At 45.5% G+C, this 22,481-nt stretch carries 14 protein-coding genes and 1 pseudogene; 12 read left to right on the top strand and 3 right to left on the bottom strand.

Annotated elements, in window-relative coordinates:
• The first annotated feature begins 393 nt into the window (after nt 1–393).
• The 8 genes and pseudogenes from ACR63N_RS12780 to ACR63N_RS12745 all read left to right on the top strand — a co-directional run bounded on the left by ACR63N_RS12780 (nt 394) and on the right by ACR63N_RS12745 (nt 11,638).
• Nucleotides 394–2,151, top strand: coding sequence for an AMP-binding protein (locus ACR63N_RS12780; protein WP_472782116.1), 1,758 nt, complete (start codon nt 394–396; stop codon nt 2,149–2,151).
• A 221-nt stretch (nt 2,152–2,372) separates the two neighbouring features.
• Nucleotides 2,373–4,142: an AMP-binding protein gene (locus ACR63N_RS12775; protein WP_367104579.1), complete on the top strand. Its 1,770-nt coding sequence runs from the start codon at nt 2,373–2,375 to the stop codon at nt 4,140–4,142.
• 62 nt (nt 4,143–4,204) lie between these two features.
• Entirely contained in the window at nt 4,205–5,818 is a 1,614-nt protein-coding gene (locus ACR63N_RS12770; protein ID WP_367108474.1) for a carboxyl transferase domain-containing protein, read from the top strand.
• Between the two features lie 346 nt (nt 5,819–6,164).
• On the top strand, nt 6,165–6,953 hold the full coding sequence (locus ACR63N_RS12765) for an enoyl-CoA hydratase/isomerase family protein (RefSeq protein ID WP_367108473.1): 789 nt from the start codon (nt 6,165–6,167) through the stop codon (nt 6,951–6,953).
• 352 nt (nt 6,954–7,305) lie between these two features.
• Nucleotides 7,306–8,859 (top strand): annotated as a pseudogene (locus tag ACR63N_RS12760) (acetyl-CoA carboxylase biotin carboxylase subunit); the annotation flags it as partial.
• A 306-nt stretch (nt 8,860–9,165) separates the two neighbouring features.
• Nucleotides 9,166–9,426, top strand: coding sequence for an acyl-CoA carboxylase biotin carboxyl carrier protein subunit (locus ACR63N_RS12755; protein ID WP_472782749.1), 261 nt, complete (start codon nt 9,166–9,168; stop codon nt 9,424–9,426).
• Between the two features lie 11 nt (nt 9,427–9,437).
• Nucleotides 9,438–10,358, top strand: a complete 921-nt coding sequence (locus tag ACR63N_RS12750; RefSeq protein WP_367104583.1) for a hydroxymethylglutaryl-CoA lyase — start codon at nt 9,438–9,440, stop codon at nt 10,356–10,358.
• A gap of 92 nt (nt 10,359–10,450) precedes the next feature.
• Nucleotides 10,451–11,638, top strand: a complete 1,188-nt coding sequence (locus ACR63N_RS12745; protein WP_367104584.1) for an isovaleryl-CoA dehydrogenase — start codon at nt 10,451–10,453, stop codon at nt 11,636–11,638.
• A 166-nt stretch (nt 11,639–11,804) separates the two neighbouring features.
• Here ACR63N_RS12745 and ACR63N_RS12740 read toward each other — a convergent pair whose 3' ends face one another.
• The gene (locus ACR63N_RS12740; protein ID WP_367104585.1) at nt 11,805–12,542 is read right to left on the bottom strand and encodes a pantothenate kinase; all 738 of its coding nucleotides are present in this window, start codon (nt 12,540–12,542) and stop codon (nt 11,805–11,807) included.
• 58 nt (nt 12,543–12,600) lie between these two features.
• Nucleotides 12,601–13,551, bottom strand: coding sequence for a biotin--[acetyl-CoA-carboxylase] ligase (locus ACR63N_RS12735; RefSeq protein WP_367104586.1), 951 nt, complete (start codon nt 13,549–13,551; stop codon nt 12,601–12,603).
• A 182-nt stretch (nt 13,552–13,733) separates the two neighbouring features.
• Here ACR63N_RS12735 and ACR63N_RS12730 point away from each other — a divergent pair, with 182 nt between their 5' ends.
• Together ACR63N_RS12730 and ACR63N_RS12725 are read left to right on the top strand one after the other, a co-directional pair.
• Complete coding sequence (locus tag ACR63N_RS12730) at nt 13,734–14,537, top strand: sulfite exporter TauE/SafE family protein (RefSeq protein ID WP_367104587.1); 804 nt, start codon at nt 13,734–13,736, stop codon at nt 14,535–14,537.
• A gap of 245 nt (nt 14,538–14,782) precedes the next feature.
• Nucleotides 14,783–16,735 (top strand): alkaline phosphatase D family protein, encoded by a 1,953-nt coding sequence (locus tag ACR63N_RS12725; RefSeq protein ID WP_367104588.1) that lies wholly within the window; start codon nt 14,783–14,785, stop codon nt 16,733–16,735.
• Between the two features lie 35 nt (nt 16,736–16,770).
• On the opposite strand, the gene ACR63N_RS12720 is transcribed toward ACR63N_RS12725, so the two are convergent.
• Nucleotides 16,771–17,070: a DUF4298 domain-containing protein gene (locus ACR63N_RS12720; RefSeq protein WP_367104589.1), complete on the bottom strand. Its 300-nt coding sequence runs from the start codon at nt 17,068–17,070 to the stop codon at nt 16,771–16,773.
• Nucleotides 17,071–17,212: 142 nt separating this feature from the next.
• On the opposite strand from ACR63N_RS12720, the gene ACR63N_RS12715 reads away from it, so the two are divergent.
• The gene (locus tag ACR63N_RS12715; protein WP_472782115.1) at nt 17,213–21,163 is read left to right on the top strand and encodes an AAA family ATPase; all 3,951 of its coding nucleotides are present in this window, start codon (nt 17,213–17,215) and stop codon (nt 21,161–21,163) included.
• Nucleotides 21,164–21,394: 231 nt separating this feature from the next.
• Entirely contained in the window at nt 21,395–22,405 is a 1,011-nt protein-coding gene (locus tag ACR63N_RS12710; protein ID WP_367106547.1) for a cell division protein ZipA, read from the top strand.
• Nucleotides 22,406–22,481 lie beyond the last annotated feature (76 nt).

The raw sequence follows: 22,481 nt of genomic DNA, 5'->3' as shown, positions 1-22,481 counted from the left end.
AAACTTAACATATTAAGCTTAATTATTAATCCCAGCCTTAGCTTTATAAAGATTATAAAACTAAGGCTGGTTTTTTTGTACTAGTAGCACAAAGCAAAAATGTGTTAGTTCTATTTAGGCTCAAATATAACATGGCTTTAAAGCTATAGTAGGCTAAGCAAGCAAACTTTAAAGTTATGTAAGTGAAAAATTAATACGATTGACAGACTTCAAATTATAACGCTATATTGATTGAAACGATAAATAGTATTCGAGGAAGAGAATACGGTATTTATGGCTTACTTATAAATAGTTTGTTCATATACAGCTTGGCGACTAGTCATCTATAAACTAAGCATCTACAAACTAGTCACCTACAAACAATGATTAATAAACGCAACGAAAGGATTCGTTATGACCTTATCATCTTATTACGATAGTATTCTTGATAACCTGCCAAACGTCAATACAGGCGTACGCTCAGCGAATGCTCCGCTTACTCAAAGCCACGATAAAGGGCCAGAAGTACCGCTCATTGAAGCCACTATCGGCGACTTTTTTGATGCTATTGTCCACAAATACCCTGACCGCGAAGCACTCGTTTCTTGTCATCAAAATATTCGCTGGACCTACTTTGATCTGCAACAAAAAGTTAATCAATTAGCCAGCGCCATGATTGAGACGGGCTTTGAGATTGGCGACCGTATCGGTATCTGGTCACATAATAATGCCGAGTGGCTACTCATGCAGCTGGCAACCACTAAAATCGGTGTCATTTTGGTCAATATCAATCCTGCCTACCGTACCTTTGAGCTGCAATACGCTCTTAACAAACTGGGCTGCTCAGCTCTAGTACTTATGCGTCACTTTAAAAGTAGCGATTATACGCAAATGATTCGCGAGCTGTGTCCGGAGATTTACCATAAGAATTATAATCAGCTAGATCTGGTTGAGATCCCAACGGTTGAGCGTATTATTTGGATTGATGAGCCGGGTAATGAGGAAGACTTTAGCTATATGCAAAAGTTCTCTGATTGGATAAGCGAAGGTGATGCTCATGATCCACGCATAGCTGAGCGTCAAGCCAAGCTTAAAAACACTGATGCGATCAGCGTTCAGTTTACTAGCGGTACCACAGGTACGCCCAAAGGCGCGACGCTAAGCCATCGCAATATTTTAAATAACGGTTATTTTATGGGCGAAGGTATGAACCTCACCTTCAAGGATAGGTTATGCATACCTTTGCCACTTTATCACTGCTTTGGCATGGTGGGCGGTAATTTAGCGATCATGACTCATGGTGGCTGCGCCGTTTATCCCAATGATGGTTTTGATCCGTTGACGGTGTTACAAGCAGTAGAGGAAGAAAAATGCACCGCTCTGCTTGGGGTACCAACCATGTTTATTGCCGAGCTTGATCATCCAGACTTTGACAAATTTGATTTATCGAGCCTACGCACGGGTATTATGGGCGGGTCTAGCTGTCCTATTGAAGTGATGCGCCGCGTTATGGATAAGATGCATATGAAAGAGGTGACCATTGCTTATGGTATGACGGAGACCAGTCCCGCTTCTTGTCAGACCAGCTCGCAAACGCCGCTTGAAAAAAGAGTATCGACCGTAGGTATGGTACTTCCAGCTCTTGAGATCAAAATTGTCGACACCCAAACGGGTGAGACTGTCCCCATTGGCGAGACCGGTGAGCTATATACCTACGGCTATGCGGTCATGAAAGGGTACTGGGGTAGTCATTTTAAAACGAATGAAGCTATCAAAGACGGCTGGATGCGCACTGGCGATCTTGCCACTATGGATGAAGAGGGCTATATCACGGTGGTTGGCCGTAGCAAAGATATGATCATTCGCGGCGGGGAGAACATTTATCCCGTCGAAGTTGAGAACTATCTGTACCGCCATCCTAAGATTCGCGATGTACAAATTGTCGGTATACCTGATGCCCATTACGGTGAGGTATTGGCCGCATGGATTGTTGCTAAAGAGTCTGAGAGTTTAACCGAAGACGAGGTACGCCAGTTTTGCCGCGAGCATATCGCTCATTATAAAGTACCGACTTACTACCGTTTTGTCACTGAATATCCTATGACCGTAACCGGTAAAATTCAGAAGTATAAAATCGCTGAGCACATGATAGAAGAGCTGGGTTTAGCGTGATTTGATAATGCTCTATTTTTGATAAATTGAAATTTCATTAATTGATGCGCAATGTAAATTGATACACAATGTATCACTATACTTGACAATCTTTTGCTAGAAACGTTATAGTAAAGTTTACTTAAAAAGAGTAAAGTGTTCTATAACAGTTAGTTATAAGAAAAGGTAAACCACTTTTACCAATCAAAATTAAGTATAAATGCAAAACGAAAGGACTCGTTATGACTCAATCCTCCAACCCCGATACTATACTCAGTAGCATTCTTGATAACGTCTCCCCTATTAATATGGGGGCACGTTCTGCCAACGCGCCACTAACAAAAAGCTATGATAAAGGTCCTGACGTACCGCTCATTGAAGCCACTATTGGTGACTTTTTTGATGCTATTGTACAAAGATATCCAGAGCGTGAAGCCCTTGTCTCTTGTCATCAAAATATCCGCTGGACCTATAAAGAGCTACAGCAGAAGGTTAATCAGCTGGCAAGCGCCATCATTGAGATGGGACTGGAGATTGGTGACCGTATTGGGATCTGGTCGCATAACAATAGCGAATGGCTGCTACTACAGTTAGCCACCGCAAAAGTCGGCGTCATTTTGGTTAATATCAATCCTGCCTACCGCACTTTTGAGCTGCAATATGCACTCAATAAATTGGGCTGCTCAGCGCTGGTACTCATGCGTCATTTCAAAAGTAGCGATTACGCACAGATGATTCGCGAGCTGTGTCCTGAGATTTATCATAAAACTTACAATCAACTGGATTTGGTTGAGATTCCAACGATTGAGCGTATTATCTGGATTGATGAGCCGGGTAATGATGAGGACTTTGATTATATGCAAAAGTTCTCTGATTGGATGAGCGAGGGTGATGCGGACGATCCGCGCGTTGCTGAACGTCAAGCACAGCTAAAAAACACTGACCCTATCAATGTGCAATTTACTAGCGGTACCACAGGTACACCAAAAGGCGCAACCTTAAGCCACCGCAATATTTTAAACAACGGCTATTTTATTGGCGAGGCGATGAATCTTACCGAGGAAGATAAGCTATGCATTCCGGTACCGCTTTATCATTGTTTTGGTATGGTACTAGGCAACTTAGCGATTTTGACGCATGGCGGCTGTATCGTTTATCCCAATGATGGCTTTGAGCCACTTAGTGTATTACAGGCGGTAGAAGAAGAAAAATGTACGGCTTTGCATGGGGTTCCAACCATGTTTATCGCTATGCTCGATCACCCAGATTTTGAAAAATTCGATTTATCGAGTCTGCGTACCGGCATTATGGCAGGCTCTAGCTGCCCAATTGAGGTCATGCGCCGTGTCATTGATAAGATGCACATGCAGGAGGTGACCATTGCTTATGGTATGACTGAGACTAGTCCGGTGTCTTGTCAGACCAATGAGCATACGCCGCTTGAGAAGCAAGTCTCAACTGTGGGACTCGTGCAGCCTGCGCTTGAGGTCAAAGTTATCGATACGGAAACAGGGGAAGTCGTACCGATTGGAGAGACTGGCGAGCTACTTACCCGCGGTTATTCAGTGATGAAAGGTTACTGGGGTGACCGCTTTAAAACCCGCGAGGCTATTCAAGATAATTGGATGCATACTGGTGATCTAGCAACGATGGACGAGGAAGGCTATGTCAAAATCGTTGGTCGCAGCAAAGATATGGTCATTCGCGGCGGCGAGAATATCTATCCGGTTGAGATTGAAAACTATCTGTATCGGCATCCCAAAATTCGCGATGTACAAATCGTTGGTATACCCGATGAGCGCTATGGTGAAGTGTTGGCCGCTTGGATTGTTCCTAAAGAGCCAGGATGTTTGACAGAAGAGGATGTTAAAGAGTTCTGTCGTAACAACATCGCTCATTACAAGATACCGACCTATTATCGTTTCGTTGAAGAGTATCCAATGACCATCACCGGTAAAATCCAAAAGTATAAGATCGTTGAGATGATGAAAGCAGAGCTGGGATTAACGTAGATCTGTTCATACCCTATCTTAGACATGTATAAATACCAATCGTAGATATAGAAAGGAATTTCATGAGCGCCAATATAACCAGTAAACTCAGTCCAAATGCCAGCGACTTCCAGCAGAACCGCGCTGCTATGCAAGAGCTGGTCGATGATCTATACAGCCATCTACATAAAGTAGCTCAAGGTGGTTCGGAGCGCGCGCGAGCTAAACATTTAGCCCGTGGTAAATTGTTGCCGCGCGAGCGAGTCGAGCGTTTGCTTGATGTTGGCACCCCGTTTTTGGAAGTGGCACCGATGGCGGCGCACGACATGTACGGCGCAGACAATGTTCCAGCGGCAGGTATGATCGCTGGTATTGGCCGCATCAATGGGGTCGAGTGTATGATTGTCTGTAATGATGCCACGGTTAAAGGCGGCACGTACTACCCTATAACGGTCAAAAAACATCTACGTGCGCAAGAGATCGCCCAGCAAAATCATCTGCCTTGCGTCTATCTTGTTGATTCAGGCGGCGCAAACTTGCCTAACCAAGACGAGGTATTCCCCGATAAAGACGATTTTGGCCGCATATTTTTTAATCAAGCCAATCTAAGCGCGGCGGGTATTCCGCAGATCGCAGTGGTCATGGGTAGCTGTACGGCGGGCGGCGCTTATGTGCCTGCGATGAGCGATGAGTCTATAATCGTCAAAGAGCAGGGTACGATATTTCTTGGTGGGCCACCACTGGTAAAAGCAGCAACTGGCGAGGAGGTCACAGCTGAGGATTTAGGCGGCGGTGATGTACATACGCGCCTGTCAGGCGTGGTTGATTACTTAGCAGAAAACGATACCCATGCTCTATCGATTGCCCGTGATATCGTCGGTCATCTAAACCGCAGTCCTAAATTTATTCCTAATCAAGTGACGCCGCGTCCGCCGCGTTATGATGCCAAAGAGTTATATGGTGTTATCCCAACAGATAAGCGTAAACCTTTTGACATCAAAGAGATCATCGCGCGTATCGTTGATGACAGCGCTTTTGATGAGTTTAAAGCCCGCTTTGGCAATACCTTGGTATGCGGGTTTGCCCATATCGAAGGCATGCCTGTCGGTATTATTGCCAATAATGGCATTCTATTTAGTGAGTCAGCACAAAAAGCTACGCATTTTATCGAGCTATGCTGTAAGCGCAAAATTCCATTAGTGTTTTTGCAAAATATCACCGGTTTTATGGTAGGGCGTAAATACGAGAACGAAGGTATCGCGCGCCACGGCGCAAAGATGGTGATGGCGGTTGCCAATGCCAAAGTACCTAAATTTACCGTCATTGTTGGTGGCTCATTTGGTGCTGGTAACTACGGCATGTGTGGCCGCGCTTATGATCCGCGCTTTTTATGGATGTGGCCAAACGCTCGTATTTCGGTCATGGGCGGCGAGCAAGCGGCCTCGGTATTGGCAACCGTCAAGCGTGATAATTTTGATCGCAAAGGTGAGACGTGGAGTGAGACCGATGAAGAAGCCTTTAAAGCGCCCATTCGTGAGATGTATGAAGAACAAGGTCATCCTTATTATTCAACGGCAAGGCTGTGGGACGATGGGGTTATCGATCCTGCTGATACGCGCAATGTACTAGCGCTAGGGCTGAGCGCTGCTTATAACGCGCCGATTGAAGAGACCACGTTTGGGGTGTTTAGGATGTAATCCTACAAGGTTTTATGTAAATTCTATTTAAAGAATTTCCCTTGCAAAGCTAAAATTGCAATGCAATTTTTTGACGCTTCTCAGGCTGGTGCTTTTAGCTCAGCAATTCTATATTTGCTAAAGAGAAGTAGGGTGGGTTAGCGCAAGCGTAACCCACCAATGCTAAATACTTATAATGCAAACGGTGGGTTACGTTTTATCAATACTTTCTGTGAGAGTTTGAAAAACTAACCCACCCTACGATTCTCGAAAATAGAATGACTGTATCAAAAGTAAAAAAACATCATGCAAAACGATAAGAAAAAAGCCATCGCACAATATAAAAATAGCATAGAGATAACCGGATATGAATAATTATAAAAGCTTACTGGTCGATATTAATGAGCACACAGCGACAGTGACCCTAAACCGTCCCGAGATTCGTAACGCCTTTAATGATGAAACCATCAGCGAGTTGAATACGGTATTTAGCGAGTTGGGCGGTGATGATAATGTCCGCGTTATCGTTTTGGCAGCAGCGGGCAAAGCCTTTTGTGCCGGCGCGGATCTCAACTGGATGCGAGCGATGGCCGATTTCAGCTACGAGGAAAATCTAGCCGACGCCGATAAGCTGGCGCAAATGCTCAAGACCATTTATGAGTGCCCCAAACCCACTATTGCTGCTATTCAAGGTGACGTTTATGCTGGCGGTATGGGGCTGGTAGCAGTATGCGATATTGCTATTGCGGTAAAAACGGCGAACTTTTGCTTAAGCGAAGTACGATTAGGGTTAGCGCCAGCTACCATTAGCCCTTATGTGATCAAAGCCTTGGGCGCGCGCGCGTCACAGCGCTATTTTTTGACGGCAGAAGTTTTTGATGCCAAAAAAGCACGCCAGCTAGGCTTCATTCATGAGCGCGTGGGTGAGGATGAACTTGCTGATACCGTCGCTGCTTTATGCAAAAAAATAATTAACAATAGCCCCGATGCAGTCAAGACCTGTAAACGTTTAGTGCATGATATAGCAGGCGCAGCCATCGATGATGTGCTGATTGCCGATACCGTTAAAGGCATTGCTGATATTAGATCATCAGAGCAAGGTAAGGAGGGCGTGCAAGCCTTTTTACAAAAGCGCAAGCCGGATTGGTTGGTTTAGAATGACAAGACTTAGGACAAGCCACAGTCAATTATTGCCAGTAGGTTTTTTATCAAGAATAAGCGCTTCTAAGAAGAGTGAGATGTTTGAAAAATAAATATGTGCAGAAAAGCTCTTCTGTTTAAGCTCAAAGTCTAGTTGGCATAATGCTAGTTTAAATAGTGTAGATACAGAGTCTAATAACTTCGACGAGTTGCCTGATTTTAAAACTATACTGAAGCTTTTATCATAACGACTAATATCTTAACGACATAAAAATTTTTAGCTGAGCTAAAAACTTCAACACGCCAAAGCTTGCTACAATTTTGCAAATCATTGATTAAACGATATAGATTAAACGATAAGGACCGTCATGTTTTCTAAAATTCTAATTGCCAACCGTGGTGAGATTGCTTGCCGAGTTGCTGCCACTGCTAAGCGCATGGGCGTTCGCACTGTTGCTGTTTATTCCGATGCCGATCGCGGGGCGAAGCATGTTGCCGTCTGTGATGAGGCCGTTTATTTAGGCGGTTCAGCTCCTAAAGACAGCTACCTTAAAGGTGATGCTATTATTGCCATTGCCAAACAAACAGGCGCTGAGGCCATTCATCCGGGCTATGGTTTCTTAAGTGAAAATGCGGATTTTGCACAGGCGTGTCAAGATGCCGGTATCGTCTTTATTGGGCCATCCGCTGATGCGATCCGCGCTATGGGCGGCAAATCTGAATCCAAGCGCTTAATGGAAGCCGCTGGTGTGCCCTTAATCCCGGGCTATCATGGTGATAATCAAGAAGCGCAGTTTTTAAAAGCGCAAGCGGATGACATCGGTTATCCTGTGCTGATTAAAGCCAGTGCGGGCGGCGGTGGTAAAGGTATGCGTATCGTAGAAGATAGCAGCAATTTTACCGATCTTTTAGAGTCCTGCCGCCGTGAAGCGATTACTAGCTTTGGTAACGATCAAGTACTGATCGAAAAATACGCACTCAAGCCGCGTCATATCGAGATTCAAGTCTTCGGTGATAGTCACGGTAATTATGTGCATCTGTTTGAGCGCGATTGTTCAGTACAGCGTCGCCACCAAAAGGTGTTGGAAGAAGCGCCAGCGCCCGGCGTTGATGAGGTCATGCGCAAGGCAATGGGCGATGCGGCGATTAATGCTGCGCGCGCGGTTAGTTATGTGGGCGCAGGAACCGTTGAGTTTATCGTTGAGCAGCGCGGTGGCGAGATGAGCTTTTATTTTATGGAGATGAACACGCGGCTGCAAGTGGAGCATCCGGTGAGTGAAGCCATCACTGGTGTAGATTTGGTGGAGTGGCAATTACTTGTGGCTGCAGGTAAAGCCCTGCCCAAAACCCAAGATGAATTATCTATCAATGGTCATGCGCTTGAGGCGCGTATTTGCGCAGAAAACCCTGACAATGACTTTTTGCCTGCGACGGGGACGTTATTTACTTATCAAAAACCTGCGCATAGTACCTTTGTAGTTGATGAGGTGCGTATCGACGACGGCGTGCGCGAAGGTGATGTGATCAGCCCGTTTTATGATTCGATGATCGCTAAACTCATTGTCCATGCGCCGACCCGCGAGCAAGCACTTGCGAAGATGGATAGGGCACTGGCAGCAACCCGTATCGTTGGATTACCAAATAACGTAGCGTTCCTGCGTTATGTCATTAATACTGACTCCTTTAGGCAGCCTAATCTTGATACTGCTTTGATTGAGCGCGAGGCAGACGAGCTATTTAATCAGCATCCCCTTGAGCTATCGACGCTAGTGACCACCGCGATTGTGCAGCAGCTAGCGACTGAATCTACGGCTGCTAATGTTGATAGCCACTATAAAAATGACCCTTTTAATCGGCCTTCAGGATTCCGTGCCTATACTGAGTATAAGCGTTCGTTTAGCTTAATCTATAATGAGCAGGACTACATTGCTTACATTAGCGATTGGCAAAACCGTGCAGTTTTAAACCGCGAAAAAGAGGTTGATAATTTAAGTCGCTTTGAGCTGACTATTAAACAAAATACAGTAGAAGATGATGCTGTTGAAGACAGCACTTTAGACGAGGTAAAACCTGCTTATACTGGTCAGATTAGCTATAATAGTAGTGACGTGCACAATCATACGTTATGGCTTGATGGCACGCGTATCAAAGCACAAAGCTGGGAGCATAAGGAAACGGTTTATGTGTTTACTGATAGTGGTCGCGACCGAATTCAACTCATTGATGTCATGGCGCATGTGGGTGAAGACAGCGCTGCAGTAGGTAGCTTAAAATCGCCCATGCCCGGACAAGTCGTTGCTTTTAAAGTCGCTGTCGGTGATAACGTTAAGCAAGGCGAGGCGCTAGCTGTTATTGAAGCCATGAAAATTGAACATACCATTAGCGCGCCAACCGATGGCGTAGTGGCCGAATTGCTATTCGCTCCTGGTGATTTGGTGGCCGATGGTGATGAGTTACTGCGCATTGATGCGGTAGCCAATGAAGCATAAGGATAATAGCTATGAGTAACGCATATCCAGACCATGTCTCTATCGTTGAAGTCAGTCCACGTGATGGCCTACAAAACGAATCAGCGACGGTTCCAACAGCAGTCAAACAAGCTTTGATTGAAGATCTCGTAGCGGCAGGCGTCAAAAAGCTTGAGGCTACTAGCTTTGTCTCACCAAAATGGGTGCCGCAAATGGGCGACAATAGCGATTTGATGAGCGCAATTGCGCCGGCGCGCCGTGAAGATGTTATCTACTCAGTGCTCGTGCCCAATATGCGCGGCTTTGATAATGCGATTGTGCATCATCCTGATGAAGTCGTTATCTTTGGTTCAGCAAGCGAAACCTTTAGTCAAAAAAATATCAACTGTAGCATCGATGAAAGCATTGAGCGCTTTGCACCAGTTGCTGCTGCTGCCAAGGAAAAAGGCATTAGAGTACGTGGCGTTATCTCTTGCGCCGTTGGTTGTCCCTATGAGGGCGAGATTGATCCCAGTCAAGTCGCTTATGTGACCAAACGTATGGTTGAGATCGGTGCGGAAAAAATTGGTATTGCTGATACCATTGGCGTTGGTACACCGATTAAGGTAAAAAATGCCTTGCTCGCTGCGCTTGATTATATCGACGTCTCCAAGGTATCGGGGCATTTCCATGACACTTATGGACAAGCGCTAAGCAATACCTTAGCGGCGTTAGAATTGGGCGTGAGCGAATTTGATACCTCGGTCGCAGGTCTTGGCGGTTGTCCTTATGCAAAAGGGGCAACAGGCAATGTCGCCACCGAAGACGTGGTTTATATGCTGCACGGTATGGGCATTAGCACGGGTATTGATTTAGAAAAATTAGTCGTTGCCGGCGAGCGTATTAGTGAATTCTTAGGACGCCGTAATGATTCTAATGTTGCGCGCGCTATTATTAACAAACGTCAGTCTTAGAACTAAAGTCAGTCTTAGAACTAAAAGAGTTAAGCACTCATTTAACAACTATAAAATATTGTGACCCTTAAACGTATCAACAAGGATTAGTTATGAATTTACCCGGATTAGATTTTCAGCTTGGCGAAGATATTGATGCATTGCGTGATGTTGTCGCCCAATTCGCAGCCAAGGAAATTGCCCCGCGCGCAAGCGAGATTGATAGCAGTGATGAGTTTCCTATGGACTTATGGCAAAAGATGGGTGATCTAGGCTTGCATGGTATTACTGTGCCCGAAGAGTATGGCGGCTCAGATATGGGCTATGTGGCACATATGGTGGCGATGGAAGAGATTAGCCGCGCCTCAGCATCGGTAGCGCTCAGCTATGGCGCGCACTCCAACCTCTGTATCAATCAGCTCAAACGCAATGGCTCTGAAGAGCAAAAGCAAAAATTCCTACCGAAGCTAATCTCCGGTGAGTTTATCGGTGCGCTCGCTATGAGCGAGACGGGAGCGGGTTCTGATGTGGTGAGTATGAAGCTCAAAGCCGAAGAAAAAGACGGTCATTACGTGCTAAACGGCAGTAAAATGTGGATCACTAATGGCCCCGATGCGGACGTGATGGTGGTCTATGCCAAGACTAATCCCGAGCTTGGCGCCAAAGGTATGACCGCGTTTATCGTTGAAAAAGGTATGCAAGGTTTTGGGACGGCGCAAAAGCTTGATAAATTAGGCATGCGTGGTAGTCATACCGGTGAGATGACCTTTAATAATGTTGAAGTTCCCAAAGGAAATATCTTGGGCGGTTTAAACCAAGGTGTTAAAGTGCTAATGAGCGGACTGGATTATGAGCGCGCAGTTCTAGCTGCTGGCCCTACCGGTATCATGCAAGCAGTGATGGATAACGTCGTGCCTTATATTCATGATCGTAAACAGTTCGGGCAGGCGATTGGCGAGTTTCAGCTCATTCAAGGCAAAGTCGCTGATATGTATACCATCTTGCAGGCGGGACGCAGCTTTTTATATACCGTAGGCAAAAATCTCGATATGCTTGACGAGCGCGGCGCAGGTCATAGCCGGCAAGTACGTAAAGACTGTGCCAGTGTCATTCTATGGTGCGCCGAAAAAGCCACGTGGATGGCAGGCGAGGGCATTCAAATCTTTGGCGGTAATGGTTATACCAATGAGTATCCATTAGGTCGTTTATGGCGAGATGCTAAGCTGTATGAGATTGGGGCGGGTACCAGCGAGATTCGCCGTATGCTAATTGGGCGTGAGTTATTTAACGAGACCAAATAAGTCTTTATTTTAAATCTAAAAAAGAGGTGTAGGGTGTGGTTAGCGCAGCGTAACCCGCCATTTAAAGTAAGTGAATATTAAAAATGGTGGGTTACGTTTTATTGGCATTCTCTATGAGAATTTAATAAAACTAACCGCACCCTACCATACTAATTTTGTTTAATCTTCAAACTACCAATTTTTTCTGACTATTATCAAAATAACGCGCCAAGCCATTTAGCATGAGATCATCACGCAGGCGTACCGGACGATTGACGTGTTGCGCGATAATTTCAGCATCACCGCCAGTCATAATCAGCTCAAAGTTGGGATGACGACGAGTAATCTCATTTACCGCGCCAACAATGGATAATAATATCCCGCGATGTACCGCATCCTGCGTAGTTGTCCCTTGAGCAATACTATCAAAAGTACCATTAGAGATAGTGATCTGCTTGGTGCCTGAAAACAGTGATTCGCGCTGCAAATATATATTGGGAAAGATATAACCGCCTAAATGCTCAGCATGGTCAATTAGATCAATCGTTACAGCAGTGCCGCAGCCAACCACACATTGGCGTTTTTTCTTATCGACGGCACCGAGCATCTGCAGCCAGCGATCGCAGCCCAACTGCTTGGAGTCATAGGCGCTACGCATTAAGGGATGGACGGCATCGACATGGACAAATTCAAACGGAATATCCAATCGACTCAGTGTCTCTGAAACCTTGGTGTTTAATTCAGCGCCCAGTACCGAAGAGATACCAATAAAGTCAGGATCATAGCGCTCAAAACGATCCGTAAGGCCCATCAGTAATTCTGCTGGCGCTTGCAAGTGCTGCTTGGCATCGTGAGCCACTATTTGCCCAACATCATCAGTGAGCCAGTATTTCAGTCGAGTGTTTCCAAGGTCAAGCCAGAGCATAAAAGTCCCTTTAGATAGTGCTCGTTATATAAAAAGTGCTTGTTTATAGATAAGCCGCTTAGCGGTCGTTAATGACATCGATGCGACCAGTAAAAAGTGTGGAAATCTTACCGTTATCTTGCTGTAATTGCAAACAGCCGTTTGTATCAATACCGCAGCTTTTGCCCTCTTGAACCTCAAAGCTATCATTGTGAGTTTGGGTGATGCGCAGATCCCATCCTGCTAAAGCGTCTAGCGTAGCAAACTGACGCAAAAACTCATCAGTAGCTTGAGTAGATAAATATATGTGTTGGGTGACCACTTTTTCTACTGCTATCTCTTTAAAACAAGTTATCGCTGCCAGCAAAGCGGTACTGATTTGTTGGTAGAGTGTCTGTAGGCTTGGCAGTTTGATCTCTTGATTGTCTAAATTCAGCTGATTATGAATATCTTGCAAACTCAGCGCTTGATAGCTCATACCCTCCAAAGTCTCTGCCGTTAATTTTGGCGTAGTTTGTACATTTAAACCTACACCCATTACCACGCCGATCAATTTTCCCGCTTGCCATACGGGCTCAATCAAAATCCCTGCCAGTTTATTAAAAAGAATAATCTCATTGGTTTGGGAGGTATTGTCTGTCAAACCCTTAGGCTGATAAAAACCTAAATCATTGGCCCATTTTACTCCGATTGGCATTAAACCTTGTGCGCTTAGTTGCTTATTTAGGGTTTTGATGACTGGCATTTTTGCCAGCTCTACCCCAACGATCAAAGACAATAAACCGCTAATAGCCTCTTGCATAGGATGGTATAGCGACAGATAGACATTGCCGCGTGGCGATTGCCACGAGCGCGCGCGCTGCCCGCGTCCTGCGGTTTGCGTATCTGCGGTCAAAAGATGGACTTGATCTTTATTAAGTTTAGCGGTTTTTATATCCTCTATCAGCTCACTATTAGTTGAGACACTGATGTCTACATGACGATAATTAAGCTGAGATAAAGGTGATACTGAATGGGTAGGCGAAGACATAGATTTGGTCGCTGTGTGTCTGTTTTATATTCTAGGTTAGGTTTCATGCGATCTTGACGATAGTCTTTGTTATACTGCACTCTTTGCTATAGTGCTAAATGCTCGTCGCAAAACCGCCATTATGATATAAAAACCAGCGTAATAAAAGATAAGCCAAATAAAAGGTAGAGGACAATTTAATAATGATAATACTTTGGTTCCTGATTGCAGGCGCATTTGCAGGGATGTGCGCTGGATTATTCGGTATTGGTGGCGGCATGATTATTGTACCGGCGCTGGTGTGGATTTTTAGCGCGTATGGGTTCTCGCCGGATATCGTTGCTCACTTGGCAGTCGGCACCTCGCTTGCCACTATCATTGTCACCTCAATCAGTTCATTGACTGCACACAATAAGCTTGGCGGGGTACGCTGGGAGATCTGGAAAAAGATGGCGCTAGGCTTGGTGGTGGGTAGCCTCCTTGGCGCGGCTATCGCCGATCAAATCAATGGTTTGTTATTACAAGCGCTGATTGGGGTCGCAGCTTTACTAGTCGCCTTTAAAATGCTGTTTTTATCCAATAAAGAGCAGCTGGGCAAACCGCTACCGTCTATGCCTGTGCAAGTGGGCGCAGGATCTGGTATCGGTATGGCATCAGCGATTTTCGGTATTGGTGGTGGCAGCTTAACCGTACCGTTTTTGACATGGGCGGGGCTGCCGATGCGTCAGGCGGTGGGAACGTCTGCCGCTTGCGGTTTACCTATTGCGCTGGCGGGAGCCGCTGGATTTGCTTGGTTTGGGCAAGACGTGGCGAACTTGCCGGAGGGCGCTATTGGCTTTGTCCATATTGTCGGCTTTGTCTGTATCTCGATCGCCAGCTTTGTCACTGCCAAATTTGGCGCTAGGCTTGCGCACAAATTGCCAGGGGCGACGCTTAAAAAGGCATTTGGTGTGCTCTTGATATTTGCAGGCGGACAATTGCTGTTAAGCGGTATTGGGGTGATTTAGGATGAATTTAGTGTTATATCACAAAATATAAAGGGCAAAGAAAGGTAGAATGGAGAATTTTGATTATCATTAACAATGACCGGATAAGTAAAAATATTGTACTTATGTTTATAAGCTTGTGGTAAAGTTTTATTTATCTTTATTTAACTAAGTCAGTAAGATTAATAAATATAAGGTGTATATGGAAGATAACAATAAGGTCTATTTGCAACGATAGACCTCTATCACACAAGGAAGTGTTAGCCATGAGCCAAGATAATCAAACTACAAAGACCAGTAGCAAAGAAAAAACAGCTACTACCAAAGACACAGAAAAAGAAGCAAAGGTTATTCATAATGTTTTCATTGATACCTTAGAAAAACCCATCAGCCCATCTCTTTCCAGACCCATTATAGATACTAGCTCATCCGAAAAACATCCCGATAGCACTGTAAAAAATTTAGCAGGCCTTAATAGACGCCGCTTTATGCAAGGTTTTGGATCTATAAGTATGACAGCACTAAGTGCTGCCAGTTTGGGATTAGCAGGATGCGGCTCTGATAGTGACGAGCGTAGCTACATAGTGGACGAAACCGTCAGCTTCGATCATGGGGTAGCCAGTGGTGATCCTTTATCTGATCGAATAATATTATGGACGCGAGTCACACCGCGGACATCAGGCTCTCGTCAATTCACAGTTCAGTGGCTCATTGCTCGTGATGACCAGATGAGCGAGATAGTTAAGCAAGGAGAGATCGCCACAAGCGCGGTAAAGGACTATACCGTCAAGGTCGATGTGGATGGCTTAAAGCCTAATACCGTTTATTATTATCAGTTCAAGGTGGGTAATCAGACCAGCCGTGTTGGTAGAACTAAGACACTGCCTGTTGGTCAGGTAGACAAGGTTAAGCTGGCCGTATTTAGCTGCGCTAATTATCCTGCTGGGTTTTTTCATGTTTATGCCGACGCTGCCAAACGTGATGATTTAGATGTTTTTGTACACCTAGGCGATTATATTTATGAGTATGGTCGCACCACGACTGATTTACAAGGCAATGTTATACCCGCATACGCCTCGGCAAACGCTGCTGCTATTCACCGTGAAGTTGAGCCTGAACAGGAAGTCGTAAGTATCAATGAATACCGTACACGTTATGCGCAATATAAGACAGACCTTGATCTGCAAGATCTACATGCCGCTGTGCCGATGATTGCAGTATGGGATGATCATGAGCTGGCAAATGATACCTATGAAAATGGCGCCGAAAACCATCAACCTGCGCTTGAGGGCAGCTGGGATGACCGTAAACTGGCCGCCATCACTGCCTATCACGAGTGGATGCCAATACGCAATAAAGTACAAAGTGAGGTCTATCGTCGCTTTGATTTTGGTGATTTATTAAGCTTGCATATGTTAGATACCCGCGTTATCGGACGCGATGAGCAGCTGAACTATGCAAACTTTATCAAAGCTGATGCCACTGGCAATGCTTATATTGATGCAGCAGCGTTCACAGTAGCTACTAACAACCCTGAAAGACAGCTATTAGGACTGCGCCAAAGCAACTGGCTTGTCAATCAGATGCAGCAATCAAAGGCAACATGGCAAATGCTCGGCCAACAGATCCTTATGGGACGTATGAATATACCAGCGCCCGTCATTTTAAACCTTGCTGATCCCAGATTAGGACTAAGTATCGATGCCTACCTAGCTTTAGTCAATAAAGCGCAAACCAACCCGCAAGCTTTGACCGCTGAGGAACAAGCAATTTTAGCGCAGCCAGCCATTCCTTATAATACTGATGCTTGGGATGGTTATGGTGCCGCGCGTGAGCTGGTGTTAACTGCAGCTAAGAGCTTAAATAAAAATCTCGTTGTACTGGCCGGAGACACCCATAACGCTTGGGCAAATAATTTGACTACCGCTGATGGCGAGCCAGTCGGTGTTGAATTTGCGACCAGCTCTGTCAGCTCGCCAGGCTTTGAAGAGTACCTCCCTGAGGTTCCGCCAGCAACGCTACAAGCAGTATTGATCCAACTGATTGATGGCCTTGAGTATATGAATCCTAATCAGCGCGGTTATATGGCAATTACTGTCACGCCTGAGTCTTGCCAGTCAGAATGGATATTTGTAAGCGACATACTCATGCCAACTTACAGCAGTGCCGTTGAGCAAACGCTAACAGTGGTCGCTGGTGAGAACAGAATTAGTGCCTAGCCGGTTGTTTGCCTATATAAGTCAAAGGTTAGAGGTTATTCCTCATCAATAGCATCTAGCCCTAAGCGTATCCATTTGCGTGCCAGCTCATTACGATCAGTGAGCGAGTTCCATAGTCCATCTTCGCTAAAGATAGAGTAGGTCTCGCCTGAGTGTTCAATGGGCAGGTCTGCCTCACGATCCGCCATCCACACAGGGCTAAAGTAATAGTCTTTTAGCTCGCGCAGTAGCTTTTCTGCTTGCACAAACTGCTCTTGCGCCTCTAGTTGCTGGCGGTACAATTGGCACCACTCTTCATATTTTCGCTGCATTTCTTGCGGGTTATATTGGCTCATAGGGTTGCTCTTTGTCTTTAATCGCTGATAGGTTAAGCCATACTATATCATTATCGACAAAACCCATGATCAACAAAATCCAAAACCCAGCAAAATTTCAGGTAAAATAGCCGTCTGTTCTTGCCAAGTTTAATAATTATTCATGCGCCTAAAATCTCTAAAACTGGCAGGATTTAAATCCTTTGCCAATGTGACAACATTTACTTTTCCGCGCGGTATCACTGCTATTGTTGGGCCAAATGGCTGCGGCAAATCAAACGTCATTGACGCCATTCGCTGGGTGCTCGGTGAGACTTCCGCCAAGCAGTTACGCGGCGGCGCGATGAGTGATGTTATCTTTGCTGGCACACAAGATAAAGCGGCCAAAAGTGTTGCTAGCGTCGAGCTGACCTTTGAGCACACCCAAGATGAGCAGACTGGCATTCGTCATGAGCTTAACTTATATCATGAGCTGTCTATACGCCGCCAAGTCAATAAGGAGGGGCGCTCTGATTATTTCATTAATGGCACCCGTGCCCGCCGCCGAGATGTCGTCGATGTGTTCTTAGGGACGGGACTTGGCGCGCGTAGCTACGCGGTGATTGAACAAGGTATGATTGGGCGTATTGTGGATTCAAGTCCGATGCAGCTGCGCGAATTTATCGAAGAGGCGGCGGGCGTATCGCGCTATCAGGCGCGGCGGGAGGAAACCCAAAAAAAGCTAGAGGCAACCGAAGATAACTTGGCACGTCTACGCGATATGCAAAGCGAGCTGCTACGACAACAAAAATCCCTATCAAAACAGGCAGCTAATGCCAAGCGCTATCAAGCACTCACTGAATCTTTGGCTGATATCCAGCAGCAACTGGCTATCCAAGAGCTGTATCAGGCTAAAGCGGCGCAGCTAGAGCAAAAACAGCAACATGAGAGTACGAGTGTCGCAGTCGCTGGGTTACAAAGCGACTATGACGCCCTTAAAAATAAACAAGATAAATTAAGCGCGCAGATCAATCAAGAGCAGTGGCTAAAAGACGATGCTCAAAGCGGGTATTATCAGCAGCAGCTTGACTACCAAAAAGCGGAACATCAACTCAACGATATGCAAGCCAAGATAGAGCAGATTCAAGAGCAGATTACAAGTTTAGCCCAGCAAAAAGTACAGACGGTTGCCCAGATTGAGCAATTAGATAGTGAGCAAAACGAGCAGCAGATGGAGCTTGCAAGCTTGCGTCCTGAGCTTGTTGAACTGACTGCAAAACGCGCGGCATACCAGCAAGAAGAGCAGCCTTCGCAGCGCGCTTGGCATGAGTCAAAGGATAAGCTGGCAAAATTACAAGACGACTTGCGAGCACTTGAGCAAAAACAAGTATTGAATACGCAAGCTAAGCGGCGCTATAAACAAAGCTACGATAATTGGCAAACCCGTCAACAAAACTGGCAAACGTTATGGTCGCAGTTGCAACAGCCAGATATTGACGGACCTGATTTAACGATTGAAAACCATAAGTTTAGCTTAAGTCCGACAAGCGTAAAAGGCACAGAATTAAACGATGAGCTCAAGCATATATTGCGTAGGCAAGATGGCGTAACGGAGCATCTAGAAACCTTACAACCGCAGGTCGATCGCTTACAGCAGCGTTTGCTTGATGAGCAGCGCGCATTGACTGAGATAGAGAAACGCCACGCGCTACTGGCTGGCGAGTATGATACCTTGCATCAAATACTACATCCAAAGCCAAGTAGCAATATAAGTAACAAGCCCCAGCAGCCTGTGGCTGATGACGAAAATAAAGCAAAAAATGAATCGTTTAGCGATTTTAATAAGCTTGCTATCAGCACTTTACGTGAGCAGATTGAGCTGAGCGCTAAAGGTCAAGAGCATGCGCAGTTACTTGATAACGTATTGCACCTATGGCTTGATAGTCATGTATTGGTAGCGAATAACCCAACAAGTAACATAATAGGTAAAACTGATAGCGGCGTACATAAAGAAAACCTCCCCGCGAATACCTTATGGCAAGCGCTTGAGGGTGATTTGCCAGTGTTATTAACCTATCAAAACAGGCAAAACGGGCAAAGTAACACAGAAGCTCATTATAGCTTATGGCTACCAGCCTGCCATGATGACCAGCCCCGTCAAAATTTGGATGGCTTACCAGATGAGCTTGCTGATAAAGTTTATGCGTTAACCCAGCTGATTACCAAACCTGCTTTAGCGCTTTGGCAGCAGTGCTATTTGTATGTCGAAGATGCTGAGAACAGTGCAGATAAAACTAAGCATCTAACACAGATCCTAAAGGTACTACCAGCATCCGCATTGCTATTAACTGCTGATGGCTGGCTACTAAGTCGTAGCGGCGCGTTAAATATAAGCAAATTAGTAAATACTCAAAATAGACAGAACGAAGGTCAACCAGACAGTCAAAGTAGTAGCCAGTTTTTAACCCAGCGCTTGCAGCAGCGTAACAGGCTTGTCCAATTAGAAGACTTGCTCAACGACAGTGATAATGAGATAGCCGCGCAGCAAAAAACGATCAAAAACAGCCAGTATGAATTTGATGCGCTAACCATTAGTTTGGCGGAAGCGCGTGCTCAAGCTGAGCAGCTTAACCGCGATCGATACCAGTATGAGCAGCAATTGTATACTCAGCAAGCACAGCACGCGCGCCTGCAAGCGGATATCAAACGCTTAAATAACGATAAAACGCTACTTGAACAAGAGCAGCAGGAGTTGATCAGCGAAGAGCATGCCTTAGATAGTGAAGCGCAGCGCGCGCGCATGGCTATAGCCGAGCTGACCCCAAAGCTTGCAGAAGCCAAAGATACGCAGCAGCAGCTGCAAGCAAAACGTAGCGAGCTAAGCCGCGTTCGCCAAGCCGATGAGGCGCAGTGGCAAACCTTGCAGCTTAAAGTACAAAAGCTTGAATTACGCCTTGAGCATACCAGCAGTCGTTTAGCAAACTTGACGCAAGCATATGATCAATCAGTACAAAATGAGCAGATATCAATAACGCAGCTTCAGCGCTTGGATGTGCAATTACCTAACCTACAAGCAGCGCTGCAAAAAGCACAGTTGGCCAAGGATGAGCAACAAGCTCTATTAAATGAGCGCGAAGCAGTGTTAGCTCAGATGAAGCAAGGTTATAGTCAACAGCAAAACGAGCTTGATACTCTACATACCGAGCTACAAACCGCCCAAAGTAAGGCGGCTGAGAAAACCACTAAGCTGGCACTTAGCGAAGCCCGGCTTGAAGATGCTATTAAGCAGACTCAAGCAGCTTTAGATCATTATCAGCAAACACTCACTGAACATAGTGCGACCCATGCGCAAACCGAACCACAAAACAGTAGCGTCTCAAATCTGCTAGCAGACTTTATTGCGCATAATCGCCGCGTACGTCCTGATAAAATCGCTGAGCTTAAAAGTGAGCAGACCAAGATAGAGCAGCAAATCAGTAAAATTGGTGCGGTCAATCTAGCGGCGGCGCGTGAGCTTGATGAAGTTAACGAGCGCCTAGAACCTCTAACGCAGCAGATTAATGATATCACTGGCAGCATGAACACACTTATTAGGGCAATTGCTGATATCGATGCGACCACCAAAACACTGTTTATGCAAACGCTGGATGCGGTGAATGAGGAGCTTGCCACATTATTTGCCAAAGTATTTGGCGGCGGACAAGCCAGTTTGACGCTAAGCGATGATGATCTGCCAGCTGGTATATATGCCAATCAACATAAATCAGAACAGTGGCGCGCGGGACTCACCTTAATGGCGCAGCCCAAGGGCAAACGCAATAGCCGTCTTGCCGTGTTATCAGGCGGGGAGAAAACGCTGACTGCGCTGAGTCTTATTTTTGCGATATTTAAACAGCACCCTGCGCCATTTTGTGTGCTCGATGAAGTCGATGCGCCGCTCGATGATGCCAATGTGGCACGTTTTACCAGTCTTATTTCGGATTTGGCAGGGGATTTGCAGTTTATTTTTATCAGTCATAATAAACTATCGATGCAAATTGCTGATGAGCTCAAAGGGATTACTATGCCAAATGCGGGTATCTCAACTTTGGTCAGTGTCTCGCTTGATGAGGCCGCAGATTATATTGACGCTTAGCATGAATAATTATTACGGACTGTGTAATACAGACTATAATATACTCATTGGTGTTAAGATATAGGATAAAATCGATCAACAACGTAACACAAATGTGTAGGGCTGGCGGTAAACAATTACTATATGATGACGAGGTTAGTCAGCCATGCTAGACTATTGCCATTAAATTTAAATTTTTTTAGCCATTTTTTCTTTTATCTCGTTATTTATAGCTATTAGGATATCTCTCTCATGACCGTTATTCAGTTTGTATTGGTTGCTATCGCTGCATTTATTGTGCTTGCAGGACTGTTTATGGTTATTCGTAGCTTTCAGCGCCGCAAGGACACAGAGACTACGGCGGTCAATTATGACAAAAACGGTATTCCTATTATCCCGCGTCACGAGCGCGATATTGTTGATCAGCCGGACTTTGATGATACCGTTGCTGGTGAGACGACCATTGCTCCTGATCGCGATTATCTTAACGCCATTATTGAAGACGAGCCGTTAGCTAATCCCTCTGCTACACAAGATATCCAAGTAACGCAAAGTCACAATTATTCTAACAATCAAGAAAACAACGATGACTATGCACGCTGGCAAGCCGAGCAACAACGGACAGACAACGAAGAATTTGCAGATATAGCTCAGCAGATGCACACTAATAATGAGCAAGAGTTTGATGCTTTCTCAAGCCTTATGTCAGCGACAGACAGCCTAATGCCAGTCATTGACACCGCAGAAGAACCCAGCTTTGATGACAGCAGCCCGATACTTGATCAGCATCTGTCAGAGCCCGTCGATCAGGCACAAAACAGTCCGCTGATCAATGCCCAAGACAATATCAATATTACTATTTTACCGCATCAATATAGCGATCGTCCGCAAATGGTGATCCGCGGTCGCGACTTGTTAGAATTGGTCGACAAATACGGTCTGCGCTTTGGGGCGATGAATATGTTTCATCGCTACGAGCAAAAAGACGGCACCGGTATGCTGTGGTTTAGCATGATGGGCATTACCGAAAATGGCATTGCGCCTTTTGATCCGCATCGGGTGGCGACCAACGTTTATAGCGGTGTGGTGGTGTTTTTATCATTGCCGCACCCGCAGGCCTTGCGTAGTTTTGATAGTATGATGAGTATCGCTTATATGATGGCTGATGACTTAAATGCGATGATACTTGATGAGAACAACGAACCGATTACCCCTGAGTATAAGCAGCAGCTGCGCAATCAAGTGCGTGATTATGGGGTTTAGCGTCTTGCTATAATGACCTACACATTTTAAGCATAAAGATAGCGTCACTAGTTGACGCTATTTTTATATTTACAGT

The organism is Psychrobacter sp. M4 (assembly GCF_055699795.1).
Note: the sequence above shows the minus strand (reverse complement) of the source record. Positions and strands in the feature narration are given on the sequence as shown.